The sequence below is a fragment of the Duganella kummerowiae genome (assembly GCF_053572355.1).
This window is the reverse complement of record NZ_JBKFEH010000010.1, coordinates 70,276-95,469: the sequence shown is the minus strand read 5'-3', so window position 1 is coordinate 95,469 and position 25,194 is coordinate 70,276. Positions and strand designations below refer to the sequence as shown.

Sequence of the window (25,194 nt, the reverse complement as noted above, 5' to 3'; positions counted from 1 at the left end):
GCAACAAGAAGCCCTAGATTAAAACCAAGCCTTATGATTGAGAACTAAGCATTTGGTACTTTGATATACCCAAACCTTATAAGGCAAAGAAAACTCAGTAAAACCGGTTGAACAGCACCACCGCCCAAGCCGCAGTCGCCAACACGCAGGCGAGCAGCACGGCCGCGCTGCCGAAATCCTTGGCGTTCTTGGACAGCGGATGACGCTCCAGCGACACCCGGTCCACCACCGCCTCGATGGAGGAATTAATCAGTTCGATGATCAAGATCAGCACCAGCACGCCGATCAGCATCAGGCGCTCGAAGGCCGAGATGCGCAGCACACAGGCGATGATGGTGCCCACCACCAGCACCACCACCTCTTGCCGGAACGCTTCCTCATGGCGCCAGGCGGCGCGGAAGCCGTCGATGGAATAGCGGATGGCGGCCAGGATGCGTTTCAGGCCCTTGTTGGTGTGATTGCCGGGTTGCATAAGAATAAGATTGTGAAAACTGGAGGCAGCCCATTATGCACAACAGTGACGCAAGCATCATGGTTTTCGAGTGTGGCCTCGATACAATTCCCATTTTTTTCACATTATGGTATAAATCCCCTATCCAATACCGCACTGCACAAACCACATCATGAAAATCGAGAACGTACCCGAGCAAAAGACCACGATACAGGTGATCGAACGCATGGTTGCCCTGCTCGATGCGCTGGCGAAATATCCTGATCCGGTCAGCCTCAAGGAATTGTCCAAGGTCTCGGGCCTGCACCCGTCCACCGCCCACCGCATCCTGAACGACATGGTGCTGACCCGCTTTGTCGACCGCATCGAACCGGGCACTTACCGCCTCGGCATGCGGCTGCTGGAATTGGGCAATGTCGTCAAGAGCCGGCTCTCGGTGCGCGAGGCGGCGCTGGATTTCATGCGCACCCTACACAAGAAGACCCAGCAGACCATCAACCTGTCGGTGCGCCAGGGCGACGAGATCGTGTACATCGACCGTTCCTTCTCGGAGCGCTCAGGCATGCAGGTGGTGCGCGCCATTGGCGGTCGCGCGCCGCTGCACCTGACCTCGACCGGAAAACTGTTCCTGTCGGTGGACGACCCCAAGGCCACCCGCGCCTACGCCACCCGCACCGGGCTGGCCGGCCACAACAAGAATTCCATCACGGATCTGGCGCGGCTCGAGCGCGAGCTCAGCCTGGTGAAGGCGCGCGGCTATGCGCGCGACAACGAAGAGCTGGAACTGGGGGTGCGCTGCATGGCGGCCGGCATCCGCGACGACTCCGGCAAGCTGGTGGCCGGCCTGTCGATCTCGGCCCCGGCCGACCGCCTGCAGGATGAGTGGCTGGAAGACCTGGTGCAAACGGCCAACCAGATCTCCGCCACGCTGGGCTACAACCCGGGGGAATAAAAAAAGGCGGCCAGCGCCGCCTCTCTTGCACAGTCCAAAGGGCTGGCCTTACATTCCGGTCACCGGCGCCGCGGCGGCGCCGACCGCGCCGGTGGTCAGGGTGGCGCCGCCGCCCAGCGCGGCCGGCTTGAGCGCTTCCAGCCATTTGCGGATGCGGCCGGCATCGGCGGTGCGCGACTGCTTGCCCTTGGAATCGAGGAATACCATGATCACCGAGCGGCCCTCGATCACGGCCTGCATCAGCAGGCAGCGTCCCGCTTCGTTGATGAAACCGGTTTTCTGCAAGCCGATGGACCAGCCCGGACTGGCCACCAAATGGTTGGTGGTGCCGAACTGCATGGGACGGCCATTCGATTCCACGATGGCCTTGGCGTCGGTGGAATACTGGCGCAGCAGCGGCTGCTGGTAGGCGGCCATGGCCAGCTTGGCCAGGTCGCGCGCGCTGGCCACATTCATTTTCGACAGGCCGTTGGAATCCACGTAATGGGTATCGTTCATGCCCAGCTCGCGCGCCTTGGCGTTCATGGCTTCCACAAACGCCGGCAGGCCGCCCGGGTAATTGCGGCCCAGGGCCGAGGCGGCGCGGTTTTCCGAACTCATCAGGGCGATGTGCAGCATGTTGGCGCGCGTCAGGCGCGAACCCACTTTCAGGCGCGAGCTGGAGAATTTTTCGCGGTCGACGTCCTCGTCGGTGATGGTCAGCACCTCGTCCATGTCCTGCTTGGCCTCGACCACGACCAGGCCCGTCATCATCTTGGTGATGGAAGCGATAGGCAGGGCCACATTGGAATTCTTTTCAAACAGCACTTCCGAATTGGCCTGGTCCAGCACGAACGCCACGTTGGACTTCAGGTCCAGCGGGTCGTGGGTCAGGTTCAGGCCGGCCAGGTCGCCCATGGTCGGCAGGGCCGGGGCGGCAGCCAGCACGCGCTGGTAGACCACCTTGCGCTTGCCGTTGACTTTGGCAACGCGCTTGACCACGCGCTCGCCGCTGTCGGCAGCCGCACGGCGCACCACATGGCCCTTCTTCACGCTGGCCTTGCGGGGCGCGGCGCTGGCCCCCTCCTGGCTGGCAGCGGCAGCCGGCAGGGAAACGAACAGTGCGGTGATGATGGCGCCCAAGGCAAGTTTGTACATTCCTATCCCCTAGAAAAAAGGCCGAGCATTAGTCGTTGCAGTGTAGCAAAATGCCGTGCCAGCGCAAGCGAATTTAACATTCGTGCGCCAGCCGGTTGCGTTTGCGCCATACGACAATGGCAAGCTTGGCGCAGTGTTACTTGCAAGCGTGATTCAATCCACAAATTTAACAAATTCCGCCAGTGGCGCACGTTCCGTCACCAGCGTGTTTTCGATCTTGCCGGGATCGGCATAGCCCAGGGCCATGCCGCACACGACGATCTCGTTGGCCGGCAGTTCCAGCACCTCGGCAATGATGCGGTGATACTGGGTAAACGCCGCCTGCGGACAGGTATCGAGGCCGCGTCCGCGCGCCGCCACCATGATGTTTTGCAAAAACATGCCGCAGTCCAGCCAGGAGCCCTGCTCCATGACGCGGTCCATGGTGAAGATCAGGCCCACCGGGGCGCCAAAGAATTCATAGTTGCGGCCATGCTGGGCCGCCATGCCGGCCTTGTCCTCGCGCGTCAGGCCCAGCAGGCCGTAGAGGTCCCAGCCCACCTTGCGGCGCCGCTCGATATAGGGCGAAATCCACTCGCGCGGATAATAGGCGTACTCCTCGGTGTGCTGGCGCGCCAGTTCCGGATCGTTGTGGGCGGCCAGGATGGTGGCCGACAGCCGGCGCTTGACTTCGCCGCTCAGCACATACACTTTCCACGGCTGGACATTGGTGCCGGACGGCGCCCGCGCCGCCACTTCCAGGATGCGCTCCAGATCCGCGCGCGGCACCGGCCGCGGCAGGAAGGCGCGGATAGACCGGCGCGAGGTAATGGCGGCGTCCACCGCTTCCTGGTTGCTGGCCACACTCATCTCAGTTCCTTTTCTTGACCACGAATACCACGCCGGTCACGGCCAGCAGCATGCCGGCCATGCCCATCAGGTTGAAGGCTTCGCCAAACATCAGCCAGGCCATGAGGGCAGTGGTTGGCGGCGTCAGGTACAGCAGGCTGGTGACCTGGGTGGCGTCGTTGCGCCGTATCAGGACGAACAGCAGGAAAATCGCGCCTATCGACAAGCCCAGCACCGACCACAGCCAGGCGCCCAGGAAACGGGGTGTCCACTGCACCGCAGCAAACGCCGGCGTCCACCCCTCGAATACTACAGCAAGCGGCAGCACCAGCAACAGCGAAGATGTAAATTGCACCACCGTGCCGGTACGCAGATCGAATGCGGGGCAATAGCGCTTCTGGTACAGGGTGCCGGCCGTGATGGCCAGCAGCGCCAGCACGCACAGCAGGATGCTGTCCAGGCCCAGGCCGACCAGTTGTATCTTGGCCGCCACCACCAGCGCCACGCCGCCCAGGCCGAAGACCAGGCCCAGCCACTGGCGCGGCAGCACCCGCTCGCCCACCAGCGGCGCGGCAAAGGCGGTCAGGATGGGCTGCATGCCGACGATCAGGGCTGACAAGCCAGCCGGCATGCCCTGCTTGATGGCGCACCACACACCGATCAGGTAGCCTGCCTGCACCAGCAGCCCGGCCAGCGCGATATGCCCTATTTTCCCGTGTGGCCACGGCGCCTTGAGCACCAGCACGGCCGGCACCAGGAACAGCAGCACGCCAAGGAAGCGCAGCATCAGGAAAGTCAGCGGCGGCGCGTAGGGCAAACCGAACTTGGCCACGATGAAACCGCTGCTCCACAACAGCACGAACAACAGGGGCATGGGCGAGATCAAACTGGCCGGGCGGCCGCTGGCGGACTGGGACATGGAGGCGCAACACTGGCTAGCTGACTGAAAGGCGGGATAGGCATTTCTGCAACAGCCATCCGGCGGATGCGGCAGTCTATCACGCTGCGCCGCGCGGCGTGGCGCAGGCCCCGTTTTCCCTGCAGCCAAGCTTTGTTTTCAGTTAACAGGAGGGCTGAAAAAAGCTGCTCCAAAACGAGAGAACATGCTTTGACGCAACGCACAAAAAATCGCTTGACTTAATTTCCCAAGGCCGTAAAATCGGGTTTGTTGCGTTGCACAATTGTTGTTCGGTCTGAAACGCGGTTCTGTTTCTCACCGGCCGGTGGGAACAGCAGCACATCCAAAGCCAATCTAACTATTTTCTGGAGAGTATCAATGTCCTCGATTCCTGAGCAATTTTCCAATGCGACCAAAGCCAACCTGGAAGCCCAGTTTGCCATCTTCTCGACCCTGACCAACAAGGCCTTCGAAGGCGTGGAAAAGTTCGTCGACCTGAACCTGACCGCCGCCAAGGCATCGCTGGAAGAATCCTCGGTCACCACCAAGCAGCTGCTGGCCGCCAAGGACCCGCAGGAATTCTTCTCGCTGACCGCCGCCCAGGCCCAGCCGACCGCCGAGAAAGCCCTGGCCTATGGCCGCCACCTGGCCACCATCGCTTCCGGCACCCAGGCTGAATTCAGCAAGGCCGCCGAAATCCAGATCGCCGAAACCAACCGCAAGGTGATCTCGCTGGTGGACGAAGTAAGCAAGAACGCCCCGGCCGGCACCGAAAACGCCGTGGCCCTGTTCAAATCGGCCATCGGCAACGCCACCGCCGGTTACGAGCAGTTCACCAAGACCGCCAAGCAAGTTGCCGAATCCTTCGAGACCAACCTGGCCAGCGCCGTGAACCAGTTCCAGGCCGCCGCCGCCAAGGTCAGCCCGCTGAAGAAATAAGCGCTGCCTGCGTAAAAAAAACCGGCCCCGGCCGGTTTTTTTATGCCTACTCTCCCAGATAGGCCGCCTTCACGCGCGGATCATCCAGCATGTCGCGGGCTTTGCCCGTCATCGTGATATTGCCGGAATCCATCACATAGCCCCGGTGCGCCGCCTCCAGGGCCAGCTTGGCGTTCTGCTCCACCAGCAGGATGGTGATGCCTTCCTTGGAGACATTGCGTATCACCTCGAAAATCTTTTCCACCATGATGGGGGACAAACCCATGGACGGCTCGTCCAGCAGCAACAGTTCCGGATGCGACATCAGGGCGCGCGCCATGGCCAGCATCTGCTGCTCGCCGCCGGACAGGGTGCCGGCCATCTGCGCGGCGCGCTCCTTGAGGCGCGGGAAGACGTCGAACCACTTGGCGATATCGGCCTGTATGCCGGCCTTGTCGTCGCGGGTGTAGGCGCCCATCAGCAGGTTTTCCTCGATGGACATGCGGGTGAACACCCCGCGCCCCTCGGGCACCATGGCCAGCTTCTTCTCCACCAGGTGGAAGGACTTGCTGCCCTTGAGCGACTCGCCCTTGTAGCTGACCGTGCCCTCCACCTTGCAGGGCGGCAGGGTGCCGGTGATGGCCTTCAGCGTGGTGGTCTTGCCGGCGCCGTTGGCGCCGATCAGGGCGATCAGCTCGCCCTTATTCACTTCCAGGTCTATGCCCTTGACGGCCTTGATGCCGCCATATGCGACTTTCAGTCCCGATACTTTAAGAACGTTGTCGCTCATTAATGCGCCCCTCCCAGATAGGCTTCGATCACGGCCTGGTTGCTTTGGATGTCGGCCGGCAGCCCTTCCGCGATCGGCTTGCCGTATTCCAGCACCATCAGACGGTCGCACATGCCCATCATCATTTTCACGTCGTGCTCGATCAGCAGCACGGTCTTGCCCTCGTTCTTGATCTTGACCAGCAGCTCGCGCAGGGCCAGCTTTTCGGTGGCGTTCATGCCGGCGGCCGGTTCGTCCAGCGCCAGCAGCTGCGGATCGGTGGCCAGGGCGCGCGCGATTTCCAGGCGGCGCTGGTCGCCATAGGACAGGAACTTCGAGGTACGGTGGGCAAACTGCCCTATCCCCACGAAATCCAGCAATTCCTGGGCGCGCTTGCGGATCGCGGCCTCTTCCTCGCGGGCCGCCTTGTGGCGGAACACGGCGCCGAACACGCCCTGTTTGGAGCGCACGTGGCGCCCCACCATCACATTTTCCAGCGCCGTCATCTCGCCGAACAAACGGATGTTCTGGAAGGTGCGGGCGATGCCGGCCTTGGCCACCTCATGCGGGGCGGACGGCGAATACGGCTTGCCGGCCAGCTCGAAGGTGCCCGTATCGGGCTGGTACAAGCCGGTGATGACATTGAAAAAGGTGGTCTTGCCGGCGCCATTGGGGCCGATCAGGCCGTAGATCTGGCCGCGCATGATCTTGATGCCGACATCGGTCAGGGCCTGCAAGCCGCCAAAGCGCTTGTTGACGCCGGCAATATTCAGTATGACTTCGCTCATCTTTGCTTTTCCTCAGGCGGCCATCACGCCGGACGATTGTTGCTTGGTGTCCGAATCGCCGTCCGGACGGTCCTCATGCTTGGGCGCGGGCCACAGGCCGGCCGGGCGGTTCAGCATGATCAGCACCATGGCCAGGCCGTACAGCAGCTGGCGCAGCACCTCGGCCTCGATCAGGATGTGGCCGAACAGTTTTTCCTGCAGCGGCTCGACCACGTGGCGCAGGATTTCCGGCAGCGCCGCCAGCAGCGCGCCGCCCATGATCACGCCCGGGATATGGCCTATGCCGCCCAGCACCACCATGGCCAGCACGGCAATCGATTCCGTCAGCGAGAACGATTCCGGCGACACGAAGCCCTGGAAGGCGGCAAACATGGCGCCTGCCACGCCGCCAAACGAGGCGCCCATGGAGAAGGCCAGCAGCTTGACGTTGCGGGTGTTGATGCCCATGGCCTTGGCCGCGATCTCGTCCTCGCGGATGGCGACCCAGGCCCGTCCCAGGCGCGAGTGCTGCAGGCGCGAGGTGACGAACACCACGGCGATGCACAGGGCCAGGAACAGGAAGTAATAGGCGTTCACGGAAGGCATGGACAGGCCGCCCACCACCACCGTGGCGCGCGACCCGGCTTCGCCCGCCAGGTTGACGCCGAACACCTTGATCGGGTCGATCAGGTTGATGCCCTGCGGGCCGTTGGTGAAGTTGATCGGCTCGTTCAGGTTGTTCATGAAGATGCGGATGATCTCGCCGAAGCCCAGGGTCACGATGGCCAGGTAGTCACCGCGCAGCTTGAGGGTGGGCGCGCCCAGCAGCGCGCCAAACAGGCCGGCCAGGGCCGCCGCCAGCGGCACGATCAGCCACACGGACAAATGGATGCCGTTTTGCTGGATTTCCGGGCCGAGGATGGCCACCAGCGACTCGCCCAGCACCGGGTACTGGTTGATGATGGATTCCAGCAGGGTGGCGAACTGGGGCGAGGCCAGCAGGCCGGCCAGGTAGGCGCCCACGGCGTAGAAGGCGATGTAGCCCAGGTCCAGCAGGCCGGCGAAGCCGACCACGATGTTCAGGCCCAGCGCCAGCATGATGTACAGCAGCGCCATGTCCACGATGCGCACCCAGGAGTTGCCGAAGGGCGCGGCCGCGAACGGGAACACCAGCAGCACGGCCAGCAGCAGCGCCATGCTGGCGTAGGCCTTGCGCGGATTGCGGGAGACGTCGAAATTCAACAGTGCCATGTCGCTCTCCTTATGCCCGGTCCGCCACGCGCTCGCCCATGATGCCGGACGGCCGCACGGTCAGCACGATGATCAGCACCACGAAGGCGAAGATGTCCTGGTAGTGGCTGCCGAGGAAGCCGCCGGTCAGGTCGCCGATGTAGCCGGCGCCCAGGCTTTCGATTATGCCCAGCAGGATGCCGCCTATCATGGCGCCGTAGATATTGCCTATGCCGCCCAGCACGGCGGCCGAGAAGGCTTTCAGGCCGGGCACGAAGCCCATGGCGAACTGGATGGATGCATAGTTGGCGCCCCACATCACCCCGGCCACGGCGGCCAGGCCGGCGCCGATGGCAAAGGTGGCGATGATGACCTTGTTGGCGTCCACGCCCATCAGGCCGGCGACGCGCGGGTTTTCCGCCACGGCGCGCATGGCGCGGCCCATCTTGGTTTTCTCCACCAGCAACACCAGGCCGGTCATGGACAGGGCGGCCAGCACCAGCAGCAGCACCTGGGTCGGCGAGATCAGGGCCCCGGCCACGATGATGGGATCGGTGGGCAGCATGGTGGGAAATGGCAGCGGGTTACGGCCCCAGATCATCATGGCAAAGGTCTGCAGCAGGATGGACACGCCGATGGCCGTGATCAGCGGCGCCAGGCGCGGCGCATTGCGCAGGCGGCGGTAGGCGACCCGCTCGATCAGCACGTTGACCAGCATGCAGACGGGGATGGCGCCGCCGATGGCGATGGCCAGCTTGACGAAGCCAGGCAGCTCGGGCGCGTGGTTGTTGAGCAGGTTAAGGATGCTCAAGCCCACCATGGCGCCCACCATGAGCACGTCCCCATGGGCGAAGTTAATCAGGTTCAAGACCCCGTACACCATGGTGTAGCCGAGCGCGACCAGTGCGTACATGCTGCCCAGCACCAGCCCGTTGATAATTTGTTGGATAAAAGTATCCATGTGCCTGCCTTATTCATTGTTGAACCGGGTCAGCAAGGCGGCGCGGGTAACAAAAACGGCACCCGAGGAAAACCTCGCAGTGCCGCCGCTTGAGTGACGCGCCTCTTGCAACCACCTACTACTGCATAGCTACGGTGCAATTTTCATGCCAGGACTTGCCATCCTGATCCCTAAAACAAGCAGAAACGACAAGGTTTTTTGGGCGAGGCAATGATAACGATTATCGGGGAAAACTAATTGCGGAATAACTCAGGACTGACTGAATATTATTTCGCAACGAAGGCCGCCTTCGTCACGCCGGGTGCGCCCTCTTTTGGTGCAATCTTGCCGCCTTCCAGGCCCTTGGGCAAGGGGAAGGTGACCGCTTCCTGCACCCCGTCCAATGCCCGCACGCTGCGCGCGCCGTACGACTTCAAGCGGTCGATCACCGCTTGCACCAGCACTTCGGGCGCCGAGGCGCCGGCCGTCACGCCCACGCGCAGCTTGCCCTCCAGCCAGGCCGGGTCGATCTGGTCAGCCTTGTCCACCATGTAGGCCGGCGTGCCCATCTTGTCGGCCACCTCGCGCAGGCGGTTGGAGTTGGAGCTGTTGGGGCTGCCGACCACGATCACCACTTCCACCTGGGGAGCCATGAATTTCACGGCTTCCTGGCGGTTGGTGGTGGCGTAGCAGATGTCGCCCTTCTTGGGTTCGATAATGGCGGGGAACTTGCGCTTGAGGGCGGTAATGATGTCGGCCGTGTCGTCCACCGACAGCGTGGTTTGCGACACGTAGGCCAGCTGTTCAGGGTTATTGACTTGCAGCGTATCGACGTCGGCCACAGTTTCGACCAGGTACATGCCCTCCTCGGCCTGGCCCATGGTGCCTTCCACTTCCGGGTGGCCATCGTGGCCTATCATGATGATCTCGCAGCCCTGCTTGCGCATCTTGGCCACTTCCACGTGCACCTTGGTGACCAGCGGACAGGTGGCGTCAAACACGCTCAGGCCGCGCGCCTCGGCTTCCACCCGCACCGCCTTGGGCACGCCGTGGGCGGAGAACACGAGGGTGTTGCCAGGCGGGACGTCCTCGAGCTTTTCGATAAAAATGGCGCCTTTTGCGCGCAAATCCGCAACCACGTAGGCGTTGTGCACGATCTCGTGGCGTACATAGATGGGCGCGCCGAACTGCTGCAGGGCGCGTTCGACGATTTCAATGGCGCGGTCCACGCCGGCGCAAAAGCCGCGCGGCTGGGCCAGCAGGATCTCTTTATCGCTCATGGGTCCTCACAGCACGGAAATCAACTGGACTTCGAACCGCACCGGCTGGCCGGCCAGCGGGTGATTGAAGTCGAACAGGGCGGCATCATCGCGCAATTCGCGCAATATGCCCGAGAAACGGCCGCCGCCGGGGGCGGCGAAATCAACCAGGTCGCCGATCTTGTAGTCGGCGTCCGGGGCCGAGTTTTCCTCCAGGGTGGCGCGCGTGACTTCGCGTATGAGCTCCGGATTGCGTTCGCCGAAGCCCTTGCCGGCCGGCAGGTCGAAAGTCCGGTGCGTGCCTTCGGGCAGGCCGATCAGCAACTCCTCCAGCACCGGGGCCAGCTGGCCCTGGCCCAGCATCAGGGTGGCCGGGTTGCCGCCGAAGGTAGTGACGATATCAGTACCGTCCAGCTTGGCCAGGCGATAGTGCAGGGTAAGGTAGGCCGACGGGGTGACGACCGCAGGTTGCGCATTAGACATGGATGGTGACTCGATAGTACAGGCAAAGCGCTATTGTAAGCCAGCTTGGGGGCGCGCCGGTCGGATGGCGCGGTTTTCGCTGCTGGTTTATAGCTAGATCAGCATCCGGTGTCCCGCGCTGCGCCATAATCGTCCGCACGCGGCCCCTTCCACGCCGCCAGGAGACCATCATGGCGATACCGGATTGGCCCTTGCACCTGCGCCCGCGCGAACGGCTCATTGCCGAGGGCGCTTCTGTCCTGTCCGACCAGGAATTGCTGGCCGTGTTCCTGCGGGTGGGTGTCAAGGGCAAGGACGCTGTCGAGCTGGGCCGCGACATGCTGCATCACTTCGGCTCGCTGAACCAGATGTTTGCCGCCAGCCTGGAACAGTTCAGCGCCGTGCACGGCCTGGGCAGCGCCAAGTTCGCCCAGCTGCAGGCCGTGATGGAGCTGGCGCGCCGCGCCCTGATGGAGGAACTCAAGAGCGGCGCCACGCTGGGTTCGCCGGGCGCCGTCAAGGAATACCTGCGCGCGGTGTTCAGAGGCCGGGCCGCCGAATCCTTCCACGTGCTCTACCTGGACGTGAAGAACCGCCTGATCGAGGCGCGCGAAATGTTTCGCGGCACCCTCACCCACACCAGCGTCTACCCGCGCGAGGTGGTCAAGCAAGCCCTCGTGTGCAACGCCGCCAGCGTCATGCTGGCCCACAACCACCCGTCCGGCACACCGGATCCCAGCGAATCCGACCTGCTGCTCACGCGCGCCCTGGTACAGGCGCTGGCCCTGGTGGACATCCGCGTCTTGGACCATTTTGTGGTGGCCGGCCACCGCGTTTACTCCTTCGCCGAGCACGGCCAGCTCTAGCGCCGGCACCCGGTTTGCCACTCTGTAAACCCGGGGTTTAAATTGTTAAATTCACGCAAATTTTCAGGACACAATTTTTTTTCGCAAGTGATTGATAAACCTCAGTTTTTTGGATATACTCTCGTTTTTCCAATTGTGGAATGTCTTTTAAGGAGTGCGTCATGGCACGTGTTTGCCAAGTTACTGGGAAGAAGCCGATGGTCGGCAACAATGTTTCCCACGCAAACAACAAAACCAAACGTCGTTTCCTGCCTAACCTGCAGAATCGTCGCATTTTTGTTGAATCTGAAAACCGCTGGGTCTCCCTGCGTCTGTCCAACGCCGGTCTGCGCGTGATCGAAAAAGTCGGCATCGACGCCGTCCTGGCCGACCTGCGCGCCCGTGGCGAAAAAGTCTAAATAGGGAGCTATCATGGCAAAAACTGGCCGCGACAAAATCAAGCTGGAATCGACCGCTGGTACTGGTCACTTCTACACCACGACCAAGAACAAGCGCACCATGCCTGCTAAAATGGAGATCACCAAGTTCGATCCCAAAGCACGCAAGCACGTGATCTACAAAGAAACCAAGATCAAGTAATCGATCAGGTCTCCACGAAAAACCGCTCTCCGGAGCGGTTTTTTTTCGTCTCATCGTATCGCGCAGTGCCCGCCCTCCCCCCCAGGGTGTTACCCCCGTGTCACCCCCGCGGGTGTCAGGTCTGCCATTGGTACATGGGCTCGCTTAATTCAAGCGTACTCATGTACCAATGGCAGACCTGACACTGGTTTACCGTGACACCGGTTTACCGGTTTAGACACCGGTTTATGATGGCAGACCTTACACCGGCTTATGGACACCGGTTTATGGCAGACCTGACACCGGTTTCCCGGTTTCCGGTTTGTGACACAGGTTTGGCGCCCAAGTCGGGCCAGTGAAGAACAAAAAAAAGGACCCCGCAGGGTCCTTGGCTGGATGCGCCCCGGATCAGGCGTAGCTGCGCAGGCGCAGCGAGAATTCCTGCAGCGACTTGATACCGGACGCTTCGGCCCGTGCGCACCAGTCCTGCAGCTTGTGCAGCAACTGGTCGCGGGTGAAGTGCGAACGCTCCCAGATCATGCCGAGTTCCACGCGCATGTTGTGCATGGTTTCCAGCGCCTGGCTGTGCTGGAACAGCTCGCTCAGCTGCTGCTGCTGCGGCGCTTCCAGCTTGGCCGGCTCGCGCTGCATCAGCTTGCGCGACGATTTCAAAAAGCGGTGCTCCAGCTCAGCCTTGTCCCGCAAGTGTTCCAGCTCTTCCTTCCAGGCCGCCTTGATCGACTTGGCATACTTGGCCATCACGTCGTAGCGGTTGGCGATCACCGATTGCAGGGTATCGAAGTCGGCTTCCAGCTTGCCCTTGGCGAACTTGGGTTCCGGCGCCTTTTTCTTGACCTTGGCCAGGCCCAGCATTTCCAGGGCGCGGATGTAGCCCCAGCCGATATCGAACTCGTACCACTTGGACGACAGCTTGGCCGAGGTGGCGAAGGTGTGGTGGTTGTTGTGCAGTTCCTCGCCACCGATGAGGATGCCGAACGGAATGATGTTGGTGGCCGCATCCGAGCACTCGTAGTTGCGGTAGCCCCAGTAGTGGCCGATGCCGTTGATGATGCCGGCCGCCGTCACCGGTATCCACAGCATTTGCACCGCCCACACGGTAATGCCAATCACGCCGAACAAGACCACGTTCAGCACCAGCAGCGCCGCCACGCCCTGCCAGCTGAAGCGCGTGTACAGGTTGCGCTCGATCCAGTCGTCCGGGGTGCCGTGGCCGTATTTTTCCAGGGTTTCCTTGTTCTTGGACTCGGCGCGGTACAGCTCGGCGCCTTCCCAGAATACTTTCTTGATGCCGCGCGTCACCGGGCTGTGCGGATCTTCCTCGGTGTCGCACTTGGCGTGGTGCTTGCGGTGCACGGCGGCCCATTCCTTGGTGACCTGCCCGGTGGTCAGCCACAGCCAGAAACGGAAGAAGTGGCTGGGGATGGCGTGCAATTCCAGCGCGCGGTGCGCCTGGTGGCGGTGCAGGTAGATGGTGACGCTGGCAATGGTGATATGGGTAACAATCAAGGTGTAGAAAAACACCTGCCAGCCACTGAATCCCGTGATGCCATTGTTCAGGAACTCAAGGACTGCGTGCAAACTAAAGCTCATTACTGCTCCAAAGAGGGTGCTGCGGGGAAGAGGAATATTCTTGGATATTGGACGCCATTGTACGATGAAAACCCAGCCATTGCGGTTGCATTTCCCCCCGACACTGATTATTCCTTGAGCACGGTCGTGCTTTCCTGCGCGGGCGTGGCGCCTATGATGCGCATTTCCCGCTGCGGGAAGGGAATCGAGACGTTATTTGCTTTCAACGCGCGCCATATTGCGCGATTGACATCTGATGTCACGCCGCCACGGCCGTTTTGCGGATCGTTGATCCAGAAGTTCACTTGCAGATCCAGGCCGTCGGCCCCAAAGCTCAGCAACTGGGCCGAGGGTGGCTTGTCCTTGAGCACGCGCTCCACACTGCGCGCGGCTTCCTCCAGCAGCGGCAGCACCATGTCCAAGTCGCTGTCATAGGCCACCGAGACCTTGGTCGAGAGCGCCACGATACTGGTGGTCAGGGAGGAATTCTGCACCGCGCCGGACACCAGCATCTCGTTGGGCACGATGGATTCCACCCCGTCCAGGCTCTGCAGCACGGTGTAGCGGGTATTGATCTGCGTCACCATGCCGCTGTATTTGTCGACCGTGATCATGTCGCCTATGGTCAGGCTGCGGTCCAGCAGGATGACGAAGCCGGACACATAATTACTGGCGATCTTTTGCAAACCCAGGCCCAGCCCGACGCCCAGCGCGCCGCCAAACACGGACAGCACGGTCAGGTCTATGCCCACCAGCGACAGGCTGGCCAGCACCGCCGCCAGGATCAGGATGGCGCGGCTGGTGCGCGCCACCACCACGCGCGAGTTGGTATGCATGCCCTGCACTTTCATCAGCTGCTCTTCCAGCGCGGCGCCGGCCCACAGCGCCAGCATCAGCGTCACGGCCACCGACACGGCGCCCTGCAGGATGGAAGCGATGGAGACCTTGAATTTACCAAGGTGCAGCTCGGTGCTATCCATGAAATCCAGGATGTCCGGCCACAGCCCGGTCACATACAGCACGAAAGCCAGCCACACCAGCAACTGGAATACCTTCTCGAAGGTCAGCATGGCCTGCCCCACCTGGCCCTGGCGCACGAACACGCGGCGCAGCAGGTAGAAGGTGAAGCGTATCACCACCAGCGAACCGAAAATCGGGATGGCCACCTTGAGCAGGTTGACATGGTGGTATTTGGTCAGCGCCAGCTTGGACAGCCAGAGCAGGCTGACGATCAGCAGCGGGCCCAGCACCCGGGCAAAGCTCTCCACGCCGAGGCGCAGCACGCCATCGGCATGTTCACGCCGGCCATAGCGCTGGCGCAGCAGCCGCGCCACGCCCCACCCCAGCACGATGGACAGGATGATGGCGCCTAGTTGCCACAGCAGGCCGGGTTCGCGCAAATCTCCGCTCAGGTCGGCAATCAAGTTCAGGAGAGGCTGTTGATTCATACGTGCTGGCAAGAGTTGATCCCGATGACAAGGTTACAGAAAAAAGGCCGGGAAGTCCCGGCCTGGCTGGCTGCGCTGGGCAGTCTTATTCCGCGTCAGGCTCGGCGGCTTTCTTTGCCATCGGCTTGCGCTCGAACACGGCGGCGAAGAAGCCGTCGGTCTGGTGCTTGTGTGGCAGCAGCTTCAGGTAATCGCCCATCTCGAGCGGGATTTTCTGCTCGGCCAGCACCTTGCTCATGGGGATGAGCTCGAAATCGGGGTGCGATGCCAGGAATTGCGCGGCGATCTCGTCATTTTCCTCGTTCAGGAAGCTGCAGGTGGCGTACACCAGGCGGCCGCCGCCCTTGATCAGCTTGGCCGCGCCATCGAGGATGGAAGCCTGCTTGGCTTGCAATTCCGCTACCGCGCTCTCATGTTGACGCCATTTCACGTCCGGATTGCGGCGCAGGGTGCCCAGGCCGGAGCACGGCGCATCCACCAGCACGCGGTCGATCTTGCCGGCCAAACGCTTGATCTTGGCGTCGCGTTCGTGCGCGATCAGCACCGGATGCACGTTGGACAGGCCGCTGCGCGCCAGCCGGGGCTTGAGCTTGGACAAGCGCTTTTCCGACACGTCGAAGGCGTACAGCCGGCCGGTGTTGCGCATGGCCGCCCCCAGCGACAGGGTCTTGCCGCCGGCGCCGGCGCAGAAGTCCACCACCATCTCGCCGCGCTTGGCGCCGACAATTTGCGACAGGATCTGGCTGCCTTCGTCCTGCACCTCGATCACGCCTTCCTTGAACAGGGGAAGGTTCTGCAGGGCCGGCTTTTGCAACACGCGCAAGCCGTTGGGCGCAAACGGGGTCGGGGTGCTGCGGATGGGCGCCTGGGCCAGCTGTTCGGCGACTTCCTCGCGGTTGCCCTTGAGGGCGTTGACGCGCAGGTCCAGCGGCGCCGGGGTGTTCATGGCGTCGGCCAGTTCCAGGGTTTCCTCTTCGCCGAACTGGGCCACCAGCTTCTCGAACAGCCATTTTGGCATATTGGAGCGCATGGACTTGTGCATCAGCTTGCGGTCGATCTGGGTCACGCGCTGCAGCCATTCCAACTCATCCGGCGTCAGGCCGCCCAGGGCATCGATACCGACCGCGTCGGCCATGCCCAGCAGGGTCAGGCGGCGCATGGTGGCGCCGCCATTGCCTTCGGAGAATTCGGTGTAGAAGTTCTTGTTGCGCAGCACCGCGTACACGCTTTCGGCGATGGCGCCGCGTTCGCGGCCGCCCAGGCGCGGATGGTCTTTGAAGTAGCGCGACAGGGTGGTGTCGGCGGGCGCGGCAAAGCGCAAAATCTCGCGCAACACTTCTTCGGCGTTGGCGAGTATCGCTGGAGGCAATCTCATGGAAATCCTTGGTTGATTATTTGGTGTGGTCCACTAGGACCCTGCCCTGCTGGTCTATCGTCAGCCTGTCTTCCACGAACCAGCGCACCGCGCGCGGGTACAGCTCGTGCTCCTGCACCAGCAGCCGGGCCGCCAGCGTCTGCGGCGTATCGCCCGCCAGCACCGGCACCCGCACCTGGTCCACCATGGGACCATGATCGAGCTCGGCGGTGACGAAGTGCACCGTGGCGCCATGCTCGGCATGGCCGGCGGCCAGCGCCTGCTCATGCGTGTGCAGGCCCGGGAACAGCGGCAGCAGCGAGGGGTGGATGTTCAGCATGCGGCCCTCGTAATGCTGCACGAAGGGCGCGGTCAGGATGCGCATGAAGCCGGCCAGCACCACCAGATCCGGCTGGAACCGGTCGATGGCGGCCTGCAGCGCGGCGTCGAAGGCGGCGCGGCTGTCATAATCCTTGTTGGACACGACGGCGGTCTCGATTCCCTGCGCGGCGGCAAAGGCCAGGCCGGCCGCATCGGCACGGTTGCTGATGACGGCGGCGATGCGGGCTGGCCACTGCTCGGCCTGGCAGGCGCGCACCACGGCTTCCATATTGCTGCCACGGCCGGAAATGAGGATGACGATGTTTTTCATAACCTGCCATTGTACCGCGTTTCAGGCCGCTGGAGCCAAAAATGGTGCGGCGCAGCATCAACTGGACGAACGCGGAACGCCGCGATGCGGCTTAGGGGGGAGGCTGGCGCGCTTACTCGAAGGAGTAGAAGACGCGGAATGGCACTTTTTTCTCGGCCCAGTAATCGGCGGCGTCACGGAACACGTCGAGCAGGGTTTCGCGTGCTTCCTTGTCAAACTTTTGGGTATTGGGCAATTGCTCCAGCACGATCAGGAAACCGGTCTGCTGGCCCGCTTGGTACATGGTGTCGGTCAGGGTGGTGCGCAAACCGTCGAAATTCTTGCCTATGCCTTTAGGAAACAGGAACGATTCTGCGATGATGCCAAGAACTTGCTGCTTGGTTGCACCGGCGATACAGTGGGCGTACAAAAAGTGCTGGCCCAGGCGGGCCGCCTCTTCCTGCAGTTCGGTGACGCGGAACGCTCGGATGGACTGGACAAGGTTGGGCGGCACGGTCAGTAACAAACTCATTTCTCCCTCAATTGGACCTGTTATGTAAGGGTTTGCCGTGGGTGCCTGCATGCTATAAATAGTATAAATAGTTTCTGGAGTTGCACCTGTACACTAGACATCGCCAGCGGGGCTATGCGCGGGCGGCGGATGACAGACGTTGCTTTTTTATCAATCCAATCCCATACACATATTAGGGTAACGTGTTGTTCCTCCTGAATCAACACGAATATGATGTGTAACGCAAGATTTGTAAAAAACGGAAGTAAATCCCGGTGTTTTTTGGGAGAAATGTCCGGCTTTCCCTATGGAGAGCAGGTGTTACAACTACCGCGCCATGACTGTGTTGCTGTTACAATTTGTTGCCAGAAGGACTAATGGGAGACTGGTTTAGCCCGGGCAGGCGGATTACCATACTCTCCATGCCATATCAGATTCCTGATAAGCCATCCTAGACAGAGAGGTACCAACATGAACGTAAAAGCCAAATTAATCGCCTCCGTCCTGTGCGTGGGCGCCCTGCCATTCGCTCAGGCTGCCGACTTCGAGGATTTCGGCCGCGTGACCAAGGTGACCCCGCAAGTGCAGCAAGTCAACGTGCCTCGCCAGGAATGCCGTACCGAATACGTGCAGGTGCAGCAACCGGCGCCGCAGCGCAGCGTGGGTGGCTCCATCATCGGCGGTATCGTCGGCGGCCTGGCCGGTAACCAGATCGGCGGCGGCACCGGCCGCTCGGTGGCCACCGCCGCTGGCGCCATCGCCGGCGCCGTGGTCGGCGACCGTGTCGACAACGCCAATACCCCGACCAGCGGCCCCGTAACCGAGCAGGCCGTCAAGCAGTGCCGCACAGTCGACCATTGGGAATCGCGCACCAACGGCTACCAGGTGACCTACGACTACCGTGGCCGCAGCTATACCGACGTGATGTCCTACGACCCGGGCGAGCGCGTGCGCCTGCGCGTGCTGGTGGAACCGGTGCAGCGCTAAGCCGCCATCTGCGTAGTGGAAAGGCCGGTCCCGGGACCGGCTTTTTTTATCTCGCTTGCCTTCAAGCAAGGCCGCGCGGGATAATGAATGCCGACTCTCCGCAGGCCGCCTCATGTTAATCAAACGTAAATCCATCGAAAAAGAAGAATCCTCGCGTCCGGCCCGCAAGCCGAAATATGCGCCCGTCACCCTGTCCGAGCAGGATGGCGTGCGTTACCTGCATTTCGGTACCGAATGGGTGCAGGGCGCCATGCGCATCCGTAAGCCGGACTGGCCGGAACTGGAATACGCGCAGCAGATGATGAGCTGGATGCTGTGGATACCGGCGCCGGCGCGCATCGCCCAGCTGGGCCTGGGCACGGCGGCCCTGACCAAGTTTTGCTACAAGCAATTCCCGCAGGCCGAGGTGACGGCGGTGGAGCTCAATCCCTCCGTGATCGCCATCTGCGCCTCCATGTTCAAGCTGCCGCCCAACGACGCGCGCCTGCGGGTGGTCGAAATGGACGCCCTGGACTATGTCAACGACAGCGCCCACCACGGCACCCTGGACGCCCTGCAGGTCGACCTGTACGACGCCACTGCGCGCGGGCCGGTGCTGGACACGCCCGAGTTCTATAGCGCCTGCAACGCCTGCCTGGCCGAGGATGGCGTCATGACCGTCAACCTGTTCGGCGACCACCCCAGCTATGCGAAAAACATCAAGGCCATGCGCTACGCGTTTGCGCAGGTCGTTTGCCTGCCGGAGGTGCATGATGGTAACGTGGTGGCCATCGCCTTCAAGCGCGAACGCATACTTGACCTGGAAACGCTGGCCGCGCGTGCGGCGCAGATCGTGGCCGAGACCAAGCTGCCCGCCAAGTCCTGGGTAAAGGGCATCCAACCCGGCATCAAGCAGGGCAGCGCGCGGGCCTGAAGCAAAGCCAGGGCAGCGGCTGGAGCTGCCGGTTCCTGAAAGTGGCACAACACCATGTCAGCAGCCTCCCCCGTCCCAGCCGCCCATGGTCCGCTCGACCTGCAGAACATCTACACCTGGCTGCTGGCCGACGGCATGGTGCGCAAGAGCGAAGTCCAGGCCCATTACGCCCAGGCCCAGGGCATCCTGCGCAGCACTGCCGGCCATATGCACCCGCTGGCGGCCGTGGCCCATTGCAAGCTGCTGTCGGCGCGGCCGCCGCACAAGCTGCTGACCCTCGATGCCTTGTGCGTATGGCTGGCAGACCGTGTGGCCCTGCCCTTCGTCCGCATCGACCCGCTGAAAATCGATTTCACCCGGGTGGCCGACGTCATGTCCGCCAATTACGCGACCCGCTTCAACATCCTGCCGGTGGAGCTGACGGCCGATACCCTGGTGGTGGCCACGGCCGATCCCTACGCCACCGCATGGGAGGCGGAAATCGCCAAGGTGTCGCGGCGCGCCATCCGCCGCGTGATCGCCAACCCGCTCGATATCGCCCAGTACATCACCCAGTTCTTCAGCCTGGCCAAGTCCATCAAGCAAGCCAACAAGGCCAGCGGCCACGACCTGGCGCTGCGCAACAATTTCGAGCAGTTGGTCGAGATGGGCAAGAGCAACAAGCAAGTCGACGCCAACGACCAGCATGTGATCAATATTGTCGATTGGCTATGGCAGTACGCCTTCGAACAGCGCGCCTCGGACATCCACCTGGAACCCAAGCGCGAGTTCGGCGCCGTGCGCTTCCGCATCGACGGCGTGCTGCACCAGGTCTACCAGGTGCCGGCCACTGTAATGATCGCCATCACGGCCCGCATCAAGCTGCTGGGCCGCATGGACGTGATCGAAAAGCGCCGCCCGCAGGATGGCCGCATCAAGACCCGCACCGCTGGCGGCATGGAAGTCGAGCTGCGCCTGTCCACCCTGCCCACGGCCTTCGGCGAAAAGCTGGTGATGCGCATCTTCGACCCGGACGTGGTGGTCAAGACCCTGCCCGAACTGGGTTTGCCGCCCGACGACGCGGCGCGCTGGGATGCGCTGACCCAGCGCCCGCACGGCATCATCCTGGTCACCGGCCCCACCGGCTCAGGCAAGACCACCACCCTGTACACCACGCTCAAGGCGCTGGCCACCCCGGAAGTCAACGTCTGCACGGTGGAGGACCCGATCGAGATGGTGGAGCCCTCCTTCAACCAGATGCAGGTGCAGCCTGGCATCGAGCTATCGTTTGCCGACGGCGTGCGGGCCCTGATGCGCCAGGATCCGGACATCATCATGGTGGGCGAAATCCGCGACCTGGCCACGGCCGAGATGGCCATACAGGCCGCCCTGACCGGCCATCTGGTGTTGTCCACCCTGCACACCAACGACGCGCCCTCGGCCGTGATGCGGCTGCTGGAACTGGGCGTGCCCTATTATTTACTGGAAGCGACCGTGATCGGCATCATGGCGCAGCGCCTGGTGCGTACCCTGTGCGCCGAATGCAAGCAGGATGACGGGGAACTGAGCGAGGATCTGTGGCAAAGCCTGGGTGGGCCGTGGCACCTGCCCAAGCCTGGGCGGATTTACCGTCCGGTCGGCTGCCCCGAGTGCCGCCAGACCGGCTACCGGGGCCGCACCGGCCTGTACGAGCTGCTGACCGTGACCCAGCAGTTCAGCGAACTGGTGCAGGAGGAAACCGACATCCACGCCCTGCGCCGCCAGAGCGTGGCGGACGGCATGAAGCCGCTGCGCCTGGCCGGCGCGCTCAAGGTGCAGCAGGGCGAGACCACGGCCGATGAAGTGCTCAAGGTGACTGCCGCCCTGGGCCTGCCCGGCGCCTGAGATATTGTCGCAGGAAAAAAGTGTTTGCAGAATGAAGCCGGGCTGTATATAATACGGCCTCTTTCGGGTCGTTAGCTCAGCTGGTAGAGCAGCGGACTTTTAATCCGTTGGTCGCAGGTTCGAATCCCGCACGGCCTACCACGAATTCAGCAGTACCAAAAAGCCTTACCCGCTCCGGCGCGTAGGGCTTTTTTGCGCTGGTCAATCGCACCCTTCGGAATAAGCCAGTGATTCCCTGCCCTTTCCACGGGCGTGACCGCCGATACTCGCCCATACCAAATATAAAAATTCTGAACAGCGCCTCTCTATTCGCGCGGGAAAAACGCGATGAAATTCTGCAGCTCCGGCCCGCAACGCGCACCAATACTGCACACGCTGGCACGTAAATAACTAGGCTGTGGTTTCCGCAAACCATGGCATGAAGGGCATTCAAAGCGTATTCATTGAGCTCGTGCGCACCCTGGGCGTGATCGCATAAATATTCGGTGGCTTGCCTGTGCATTTAACCCGGCAAGAGCCGGTTATCATCGGTTTCGGATACAACCGTCAAAAAACGAAAAATACCGGCATGATGGGCCGGCTGCCAAGGCGGGCAGATACTCCACTTATTGGGCGCGCAGGCCGCGAGGTGGGCGCATGAGTCCCCGTCCGCGCCGCCTCGGTCCGCGTGGGAATGCATGGCATCAGCATGGCCCTGGTCTCTCAAATGACGCCCGAAACAGACAAGCAAGCGAAATTCTGGCTTGAACAAGCTCATTTCTAGCATGAACTGGCTGTCTCATTGCCAATCACCTGGTTCTGACCGATACTGGAATCACACGAACCCTGCCTGAGCAGGGCGGGAGACACCATGCACATATTTTCCGGCTGCCTGCTGTATCTGGCGCTAGCCCTGCCATGTGCCGCCCAGCAGGTGCGGGTGGCGGCACAGGAAGGCACGGAGCCCAAATTCCAATTGGCGGACGACCAAAAGGTCGTTGGGATCTGTATCGATATATTGCAGGCGGTGGAGAAACTGCAGCCCGGGCTGAGCTTTATCGGCCAGCAGACCGTCAAACCCCTGCCCCGGATTTTTTCTGAGCTTTTAAGTGGGCAGGAAGATATTGCCTGCGCCCTTCAATATACGCCACAGCGCGCCGCCCAATTCCATTTTTTCGGGCCTGCTGTTTATCAGACCGATTATCACCTGCTGGCACGCATGGACGACCCTGTTATTGTCCATAACTGGGATGATGTGCGTAAATTGGGAAAGGCCGGCGTGGTCCTGGCCAATCGGGGATTTGCCGCCGCCACCATGCTGTCCGACATAGGCGGCCTGGTATTCGATGCCAGCTCTGCCTCACCGCAATTAAATCTGCAAAAGCTGATTGCCGGCCGTGGCCGGCTGTATTTCCACCATGGACCGGGATTGCCGCGCTTGCTGGAGCGTAATGGGATGGCAGGCAAGGTGCGTATATTGCCCACGGTGTTATATCAAGCCCAGATGGTATTTGCCGCCGGCCCCAAGGCCGATCCCGCAGCGATCGCGCGCATCGAGCAAGCCTTGTTCCAGCTGGAGCGCTCCGGCGAGTTGGAGCGCATCGTCAAGCGCTGGGATTAATACGGCGGTATGCGCGGGTCTCCTGGCCATGGAATAGTCGGTGTTTGATTGACAGCAACGAATGTTTTGGCCAACATCAACATTCAGCCCACATTTTCTTGACCACCATGACTATACCTCGACTCCGTCTTCCATTCCTGGCCCTGCTGGTGGCCGCCATCCTGGCGACCGGCGCACAGGGACAAACTGCCGTGACCAGGCACGCCATCACTCACGAGGACGTATGGCTGATGAAACGCCTGGGCGCGCCGCAAGCCAGCCCGGACGGCCGCTGGGTGGTGTTTTCCGTCACCGATCCGGCCTATGACAGCAAGGAGCAATGGTCGGACCTGTGGATCAAGTCGCTCACGGACGACACCCCGGCGCGCCGCCTGACCTTCAGCAAGGGCGGCGAAGGCGGCGTGCAATGGTCGCCGGACAGCAAGCAGCTGGTGTTTACGGCCAAGCGCGACGGCGACGAAGCCAGCCAGATCTACCGCCTGGACGTGGCGGCCGGCGGCGACGCCCAGCGCGTCACCACCCTGACCCTGGGCGCGCGCCAGCCGAAATGGAGCCCGGACGGCAAGCAGCTGTTGTTCATCAGCGATATCTTCCCCGGCAATACCAGCGAGGAAGACGTCAAGAAAACCGCCAAGGAACGCAAGGATCGGAAATACAGCGCGCGCGCCTACGAAAGCTTCCCGCCGCGCTACTTCGACCATTGGCTCGATGACAAGAAAGTGCGCCTGTTCGTGGTGGACGCCCAGGGAGGCAAGCCGCGCGACCTGCTGGCCGGCACCAAGCTGGCCGCATTGCCCGGCTTCGGCGGCTCGCAGGGCGACGATGGCCAGAACCTGGACGCCATCTGGGCGCCGGATGGCCAATCCGTGGTGTTCTCCGCCTCCACCAACCGCGACCAGATGGCGCGTGCCGCCAGCTACGCCCAGATCTTCAGCCTGCCCGTGAATGGCGGCGAAGCCCGGCAGCTGACCCAGGACAAGCACAGCTACCACTCCCTGAAATTCAGCGCCGACGGCAAGACCCTGTTCTGCCTCAGCGACGCCGAAGAGGAGGGCAAGGTGTACGACATTTCCAGGCTGGCCAGCTTCGCCTGGCCGCTGGTGTCGCCGCAGCCCACCATCCTGACGGCCAGGCTGGACCGCTCGATTTCGCGCTTCGTGCTGCCGGCCGGCAGCAACCGCGTGGTCTTCAGCTACGAGCACGCCGGCCTGGAAAAACTGTATTCGGTGGCCTACGGCGGCGGCGAGGTGCGCGAGGAAGCATCGCTGCCCACCGGCAGCATAGGCTCGCTGAGCGCCGGCGGCAAGGCCGTGGTCGGCGTGTGGGAATCGTCGATCAACCCGCCCGAGGTGTACGCCTTCAACGGCGGCGCCAAGGGCGAACCCAGGCGCTTGACCTCCTTCAACGTGGACAAGGCCGCCGCCATCGACTGGCAGCCGCCCGAGCACTTCTGGTTCAAGGCCTCGGACGGCCGCATGATACACAACATGATCGTCAAGCCGGCCAACTTCGATCCCAGCAAGAAGTATCCGCTGTTTGCCGTGATCCACGGCGGCGCCGCCAATATGTGGCGCGACCAGTTCGTACTGCGCTGGAACTACCATCTGCTGGCCCAGCCCGGCTACGTGGTGCTGCTGACCGACTACAAGGGCTCGACCGGCTACGGCGAGGAATTCGCGCGCGCCATCCAGTTCGATCCGCTCAAGGGACCGGCCGATGAAATCAACGAGGCTGTCGATGAAGCCATCAAAAAATACGCGTTCATCGATGGCAGCAAGCTGGCCGCCGGCGGCGCCAGCTACGGCGGCCACCTGGCCAACTGGCTGCAAGCCACCACCACGCGCTACAAGGCCATCGTCTCGCACGCGGGCGAGATGGATCTGGTCATGCAGTGGGGCACCAGCGACAGCATCCACGGCCGCGAAGTCAACAGCGGCGGCCCGGTGTGGAGCGACCTCAAGGTGTGGCGCGAGCAAAGCCCGGTGATGCAAGCCGGGAACCACGACAAGGGCACCGGTTTCCTCACGCCCATCCTGATCTCGGTGGGCGAGCTCGATTACCGGGTCCCGGCCAACAACGCCTTGATGAACTTCGCCACCCAGCAGCGCCTGAACGTGCCCAGCAAGCTGCTGGTGTTCCCGGACGAGAACCACTGGATACTCAAGGGCGAGAACAGCCGCTACTTCTACAGCGAAGTGCACGGCTGGCTGGCCAAGTACCTGAAGTAAGCCGGGTGGCGGCGCCAGCAGGCGCCGCTTGCAT

At 62.2% G+C, this 25,194-nt stretch carries 25 protein-coding genes and 1 tRNA gene; 11 read left to right on the top strand and 15 right to left on the bottom strand.

The genetic code is table 11. From position 1 onward, the window contains the following. Window positions 1–94 precede the first annotated feature (94 nt). Entirely contained in the window at window positions 95–472 is a 378-nt protein-coding gene (locus ACLB1G_RS14050) for a diacylglycerol kinase (RefSeq protein ID WP_491627843.1), read from the bottom strand. A gap of 151 nt (window positions 473–623) precedes the next feature. Between ACLB1G_RS14050 and ACLB1G_RS14045 the strand changes: the two genes are divergently transcribed. Continuing rightward, window positions 624–1,403: an IclR family transcriptional regulator gene (locus tag ACLB1G_RS14045; protein ID WP_491627842.1), complete on the top strand. Its 780-nt coding sequence runs from the start codon at window positions 624–626 to the stop codon at window positions 1,401–1,403. A gap of 48 nt (window positions 1,404–1,451) precedes the next feature. Here the strand turns inward: ACLB1G_RS14045 and pbpG are convergent, their stop codons facing one another. The 3 genes from pbpG to ACLB1G_RS14030 form a co-directional block, all read right to left on the bottom strand. Then, window positions 1,452–2,540 (bottom strand): D-alanyl-D-alanine endopeptidase, encoded by a 1,089-nt coding sequence (gene pbpG / locus ACLB1G_RS14040; protein WP_491627841.1) that lies wholly within the window; start codon window positions 2,538–2,540, stop codon window positions 1,452–1,454. A 153-nt stretch (window positions 2,541–2,693) separates the two neighbouring features. Continuing rightward, entirely contained in the window at window positions 2,694–3,389 is a 696-nt protein-coding gene (locus ACLB1G_RS14035; protein ID WP_491627840.1) for a nitroreductase, read from the bottom strand. 1 nt (window position 3,390) lies between these two features. Then, entirely contained in the window at window positions 3,391–4,287 is an 897-nt protein-coding gene (locus tag ACLB1G_RS14030) for a DMT family transporter (protein ID WP_491627839.1), read from the bottom strand. A 357-nt stretch (window positions 4,288–4,644) separates the two neighbouring features. On the opposite strand from ACLB1G_RS14030, the gene phaP reads away from it, so the two are divergent. Next, entirely contained in the window at window positions 4,645–5,205 is a 561-nt protein-coding gene (gene phaP / locus ACLB1G_RS14025) for a TIGR01841 family phasin (RefSeq protein ID WP_491627838.1), read from the top strand. Window positions 5,206–5,251: 46 nt separating this feature from the next. Here phaP and ACLB1G_RS14020 read toward each other — a convergent pair whose 3' ends face one another. The 6 genes from ACLB1G_RS14020 to ACLB1G_RS13995 form a co-directional block, all read right to left on the bottom strand. Beyond that, window positions 5,252–5,974, bottom strand: coding sequence for an ABC transporter ATP-binding protein (locus tag ACLB1G_RS14020; RefSeq protein ID WP_491627837.1), 723 nt, complete (start codon window positions 5,972–5,974; stop codon window positions 5,252–5,254). Further along, window positions 5,974–6,741, bottom strand: a complete 768-nt coding sequence (locus ACLB1G_RS14015) for an ABC transporter ATP-binding protein (protein ID WP_491627836.1) — start codon at window positions 6,739–6,741, stop codon at window positions 5,974–5,976. Before ACLB1G_RS14015 ends, ACLB1G_RS14020 begins: the two co-directional genes overlap by 1 nt. 12 nt (window positions 6,742–6,753) lie before the next feature. Beyond that, window positions 6,754–7,971 carry an ABC transporter permease subunit gene (locus ACLB1G_RS14010; RefSeq protein ID WP_491627835.1) on the bottom strand — a complete coding sequence of 406 codons (1,218 nt, stop codon included), beginning with the start codon at window positions 7,969–7,971 and terminating at the stop codon, window positions 6,754–6,756. Window positions 7,972–7,981: 10 nt separating this feature from the next. Continuing rightward, the gene (locus ACLB1G_RS14005) at window positions 7,982–8,911 is read right to left on the bottom strand and encodes a branched-chain amino acid ABC transporter permease (protein ID WP_491627834.1); all 930 of its coding nucleotides are present in this window, start codon (window positions 8,909–8,911) and stop codon (window positions 7,982–7,984) included. A gap of 266 nt (window positions 8,912–9,177) precedes the next feature. Further along, window positions 9,178–10,170: a 4-hydroxy-3-methylbut-2-enyl diphosphate reductase gene (gene ispH, locus ACLB1G_RS14000; RefSeq protein ID WP_491627833.1), complete on the bottom strand. Its 993-nt coding sequence runs from the start codon at window positions 10,168–10,170 to the stop codon at window positions 9,178–9,180. Between the two features lie 6 nt (window positions 10,171–10,176). After that, window positions 10,177–10,632, bottom strand: a complete 456-nt coding sequence (locus ACLB1G_RS13995; RefSeq protein WP_491627832.1) for an FKBP-type peptidyl-prolyl cis-trans isomerase — start codon at window positions 10,630–10,632, stop codon at window positions 10,177–10,179. A 170-nt stretch (window positions 10,633–10,802) separates the two neighbouring features. Here ACLB1G_RS13995 and radC point away from each other — a divergent pair, with 170 nt between their 5' ends. From radC to rpmG, 3 genes are all read left to right on the top strand, one after another. Continuing rightward, the gene (gene radC / locus ACLB1G_RS13990) at window positions 10,803–11,477 is read left to right on the top strand and encodes a RadC family protein (protein WP_491627831.1); all 675 of its coding nucleotides are present in this window, start codon (window positions 10,803–10,805) and stop codon (window positions 11,475–11,477) included. A gap of 161 nt (window positions 11,478–11,638) precedes the next feature. After that, a complete protein-coding gene (gene rpmB, locus ACLB1G_RS13985; protein WP_491627830.1) occupies window positions 11,639–11,875 on the top strand; it encodes a 50S ribosomal protein L28 in 237 nt (78 codons plus the stop codon). A 13-nt stretch (window positions 11,876–11,888) separates the two neighbouring features. Then, complete coding sequence (gene rpmG, locus ACLB1G_RS13980; RefSeq protein WP_005665735.1) at window positions 11,889–12,056, top strand: 50S ribosomal protein L33; 168 nt, start codon at window positions 11,889–11,891, stop codon at window positions 12,054–12,056. Window positions 12,057–12,443: 387 nt separating this feature from the next. On the opposite strand, the gene ACLB1G_RS13975 is transcribed toward rpmG, so the two are convergent. From ACLB1G_RS13975 to ACLB1G_RS13955, 5 genes are all read right to left on the bottom strand, one after another. Next, on the bottom strand, window positions 12,444–13,646 hold the full coding sequence (locus ACLB1G_RS13975; protein WP_491627829.1) for a DesA family fatty acid desaturase: 1,203 nt from the start codon (window positions 13,644–13,646) through the stop codon (window positions 12,444–12,446). 107 nt (window positions 13,647–13,753) lie between these two features. Then, entirely contained in the window at window positions 13,754–15,073 is a 1,320-nt protein-coding gene (locus tag ACLB1G_RS13970; RefSeq protein WP_491627828.1) for a mechanosensitive ion channel family protein, read from the bottom strand. 85 nt (window positions 15,074–15,158) lie between these two features. Next, window positions 15,159–16,448, bottom strand: a complete 1,290-nt coding sequence (locus ACLB1G_RS13965; protein WP_491627827.1) for an RsmB/NOP family class I SAM-dependent RNA methyltransferase — start codon at window positions 16,446–16,448, stop codon at window positions 15,159–15,161. A 16-nt stretch (window positions 16,449–16,464) separates the two neighbouring features. Next, on the bottom strand, window positions 16,465–17,079 hold the full coding sequence (purN, locus tag ACLB1G_RS13960) for a phosphoribosylglycinamide formyltransferase (protein WP_491627826.1): 615 nt from the start codon (window positions 17,077–17,079) through the stop codon (window positions 16,465–16,467). A 112-nt stretch (window positions 17,080–17,191) separates the two neighbouring features. Further along, entirely contained in the window at window positions 17,192–17,590 is a 399-nt protein-coding gene (locus tag ACLB1G_RS13955; RefSeq protein WP_491628220.1) for a barstar family protein, read from the bottom strand. 450 nt (window positions 17,591–18,040) lie between these two features. On the opposite strand from ACLB1G_RS13955, the gene ACLB1G_RS13950 reads away from it, so the two are divergent. From ACLB1G_RS13950 to ACLB1G_RS13925, 6 genes are all read left to right on the top strand, one after another. Beyond that, entirely contained in the window at window positions 18,041–18,556 is a 516-nt protein-coding gene (locus tag ACLB1G_RS13950; protein WP_491627825.1) for a glycine zipper 2TM domain-containing protein, read from the top strand. A 112-nt stretch (window positions 18,557–18,668) separates the two neighbouring features. Then, entirely contained in the window at window positions 18,669–19,469 is an 801-nt protein-coding gene (locus tag ACLB1G_RS13945; RefSeq protein WP_491627824.1) for a spermine/spermidine synthase domain-containing protein, read from the top strand. Between the two features lie 54 nt (window positions 19,470–19,523). Then, window positions 19,524–21,332: a type IV pilus assembly ATPase TfpB gene (gene tfpB / locus ACLB1G_RS13940; protein WP_491627823.1), complete on the top strand. Its 1,809-nt coding sequence runs from the start codon at window positions 19,524–19,526 to the stop codon at window positions 21,330–21,332. Between the two features lie 65 nt (window positions 21,333–21,397). Then, window positions 21,398–21,473: transfer RNA gene (locus tag ACLB1G_RS13935), tRNA-Lys, on the top strand. Window positions 21,474–22,182: 709 nt separating this feature from the next. Next, a complete protein-coding gene (locus ACLB1G_RS13930) occupies window positions 22,183–22,932 on the top strand; it encodes a substrate-binding periplasmic protein (RefSeq protein WP_491627822.1) in 750 nt (249 codons plus the stop codon). 107 nt (window positions 22,933–23,039) lie between these two features. Then, window positions 23,040–25,160: a dipeptidyl-peptidase 5 gene (locus tag ACLB1G_RS13925; protein ID WP_491627821.1), complete on the top strand. Its 2,121-nt coding sequence runs from the start codon at window positions 23,040–23,042 to the stop codon at window positions 25,158–25,160. The last annotated feature ends 34 nt before the right edge of the window (window positions 25,161–25,194 follow it).

Bases quoted from the DNA above. Each gene is read 5' to 3' on its own strand.
- ACLB1G_RS13955 (WP_491628220.1), bottom strand. From the start codon at position 17,590: ATGAGTTTGTTACTGACCGTGCCGCCCAACCTTGTCCAGTCCATCCGA.
- purN (WP_491627826.1), bottom strand. From the start codon at position 17,079: ATGAAAAACATCGTCATCCTCATTTCCGGCCGTGGCAGCAATATGGAA.
- radC (WP_491627831.1), top strand. From the start codon at position 10,803: ATGGCGATACCGGATTGGCCCTTGCACCTGCGCCCGCGCGAACGGCTC.
- ACLB1G_RS13945 (WP_491627824.1), top strand. From the start codon at position 18,669: ATGTTAATCAAACGTAAATCCATCGAAAAAGAAGAATCCTCGCGTCCG.
- ACLB1G_RS14020 (WP_491627837.1), bottom strand. From the start codon at position 5,974: ATGAGCGACAACGTTCTTAAAGTATCGGGACTGAAAGTCGCATATGGC.
- ACLB1G_RS14035 (WP_491627840.1), bottom strand. From the start codon at position 3,389: ATGAGTGTGGCCAGCAACCAGGAAGCGGTGGACGCCGCCATTACCTCG.
- rpmB (WP_491627830.1), top strand. From the start codon at position 11,639: ATGGCACGTGTTTGCCAAGTTACTGGGAAGAAGCCGATGGTCGGCAAC.
- ACLB1G_RS14005 (WP_491627834.1), bottom strand. From the start codon at position 8,911: ATGGATACTTTTATCCAACAAATTATCAACGGGCTGGTGCTGGGCAGC.
- ACLB1G_RS14030 (WP_491627839.1), bottom strand. From the start codon at position 4,287: ATGTCCCAGTCCGCCAGCGGCCGCCCGGCCAGTTTGATCTCGCCCATG.
- phaP (WP_491627838.1), top strand. From the start codon at position 4,645: ATGTCCTCGATTCCTGAGCAATTTTCCAATGCGACCAAAGCCAACCTG.
- ACLB1G_RS13995 (WP_491627832.1), bottom strand. From the start codon at position 10,632: ATGTCTAATGCGCAACCTGCGGTCGTCACCCCGTCGGCCTACCTTACC.
- rpmG (WP_005665735.1), top strand. From the start codon at position 11,889: ATGGCAAAAACTGGCCGCGACAAAATCAAGCTGGAATCGACCGCTGGT.
- ACLB1G_RS14015 (WP_491627836.1), bottom strand. From the start codon at position 6,741: ATGAGCGAAGTCATACTGAATATTGCCGGCGTCAACAAGCGCTTTGGC.
- ispH (WP_491627833.1), bottom strand. From the start codon at position 10,170: ATGAGCGATAAAGAGATCCTGCTGGCCCAGCCGCGCGGCTTTTGCGCC.
- ACLB1G_RS14050 (WP_491627843.1), bottom strand. From the start codon at position 472: ATGCAACCCGGCAATCACACCAACAAGGGCCTGAAACGCATCCTGGCC.
- ACLB1G_RS13950 (WP_491627825.1), top strand. From the start codon at position 18,041: ATGAACGTAAAAGCCAAATTAATCGCCTCCGTCCTGTGCGTGGGCGCC.
- ACLB1G_RS13925 (WP_491627821.1), top strand. From the start codon at position 23,040: ATGACTATACCTCGACTCCGTCTTCCATTCCTGGCCCTGCTGGTGGCC.
- ACLB1G_RS13975 (WP_491627829.1), bottom strand. From the start codon at position 13,646: ATGAGCTTTAGTTTGCACGCAGTCCTTGAGTTCCTGAACAATGGCATC.
- pbpG (WP_491627841.1), bottom strand. From the start codon at position 2,540: ATGTACAAACTTGCCTTGGGCGCCATCATCACCGCACTGTTCGTTTCC.
- ACLB1G_RS14045 (WP_491627842.1), top strand. From the start codon at position 624: ATGAAAATCGAGAACGTACCCGAGCAAAAGACCACGATACAGGTGATC.
- ACLB1G_RS13965 (WP_491627827.1), bottom strand. From the start codon at position 16,448: ATGAGATTGCCTCCAGCGATACTCGCCAACGCCGAAGAAGTGTTGCGC.
- ACLB1G_RS13930 (WP_491627822.1), top strand. From the start codon at position 22,183: ATGCACATATTTTCCGGCTGCCTGCTGTATCTGGCGCTAGCCCTGCCA.
- ACLB1G_RS14010 (WP_491627835.1), bottom strand. From the start codon at position 7,971: ATGGCACTGTTGAATTTCGACGTCTCCCGCAATCCGCGCAAGGCCTAC.
- ACLB1G_RS13970 (WP_491627828.1), bottom strand. From the start codon at position 15,073: ATGAATCAACAGCCTCTCCTGAACTTGATTGCCGACCTGAGCGGAGAT.
- tfpB (WP_491627823.1), top strand. From the start codon at position 19,524: ATGTCAGCAGCCTCCCCCGTCCCAGCCGCCCATGGTCCGCTCGACCTG.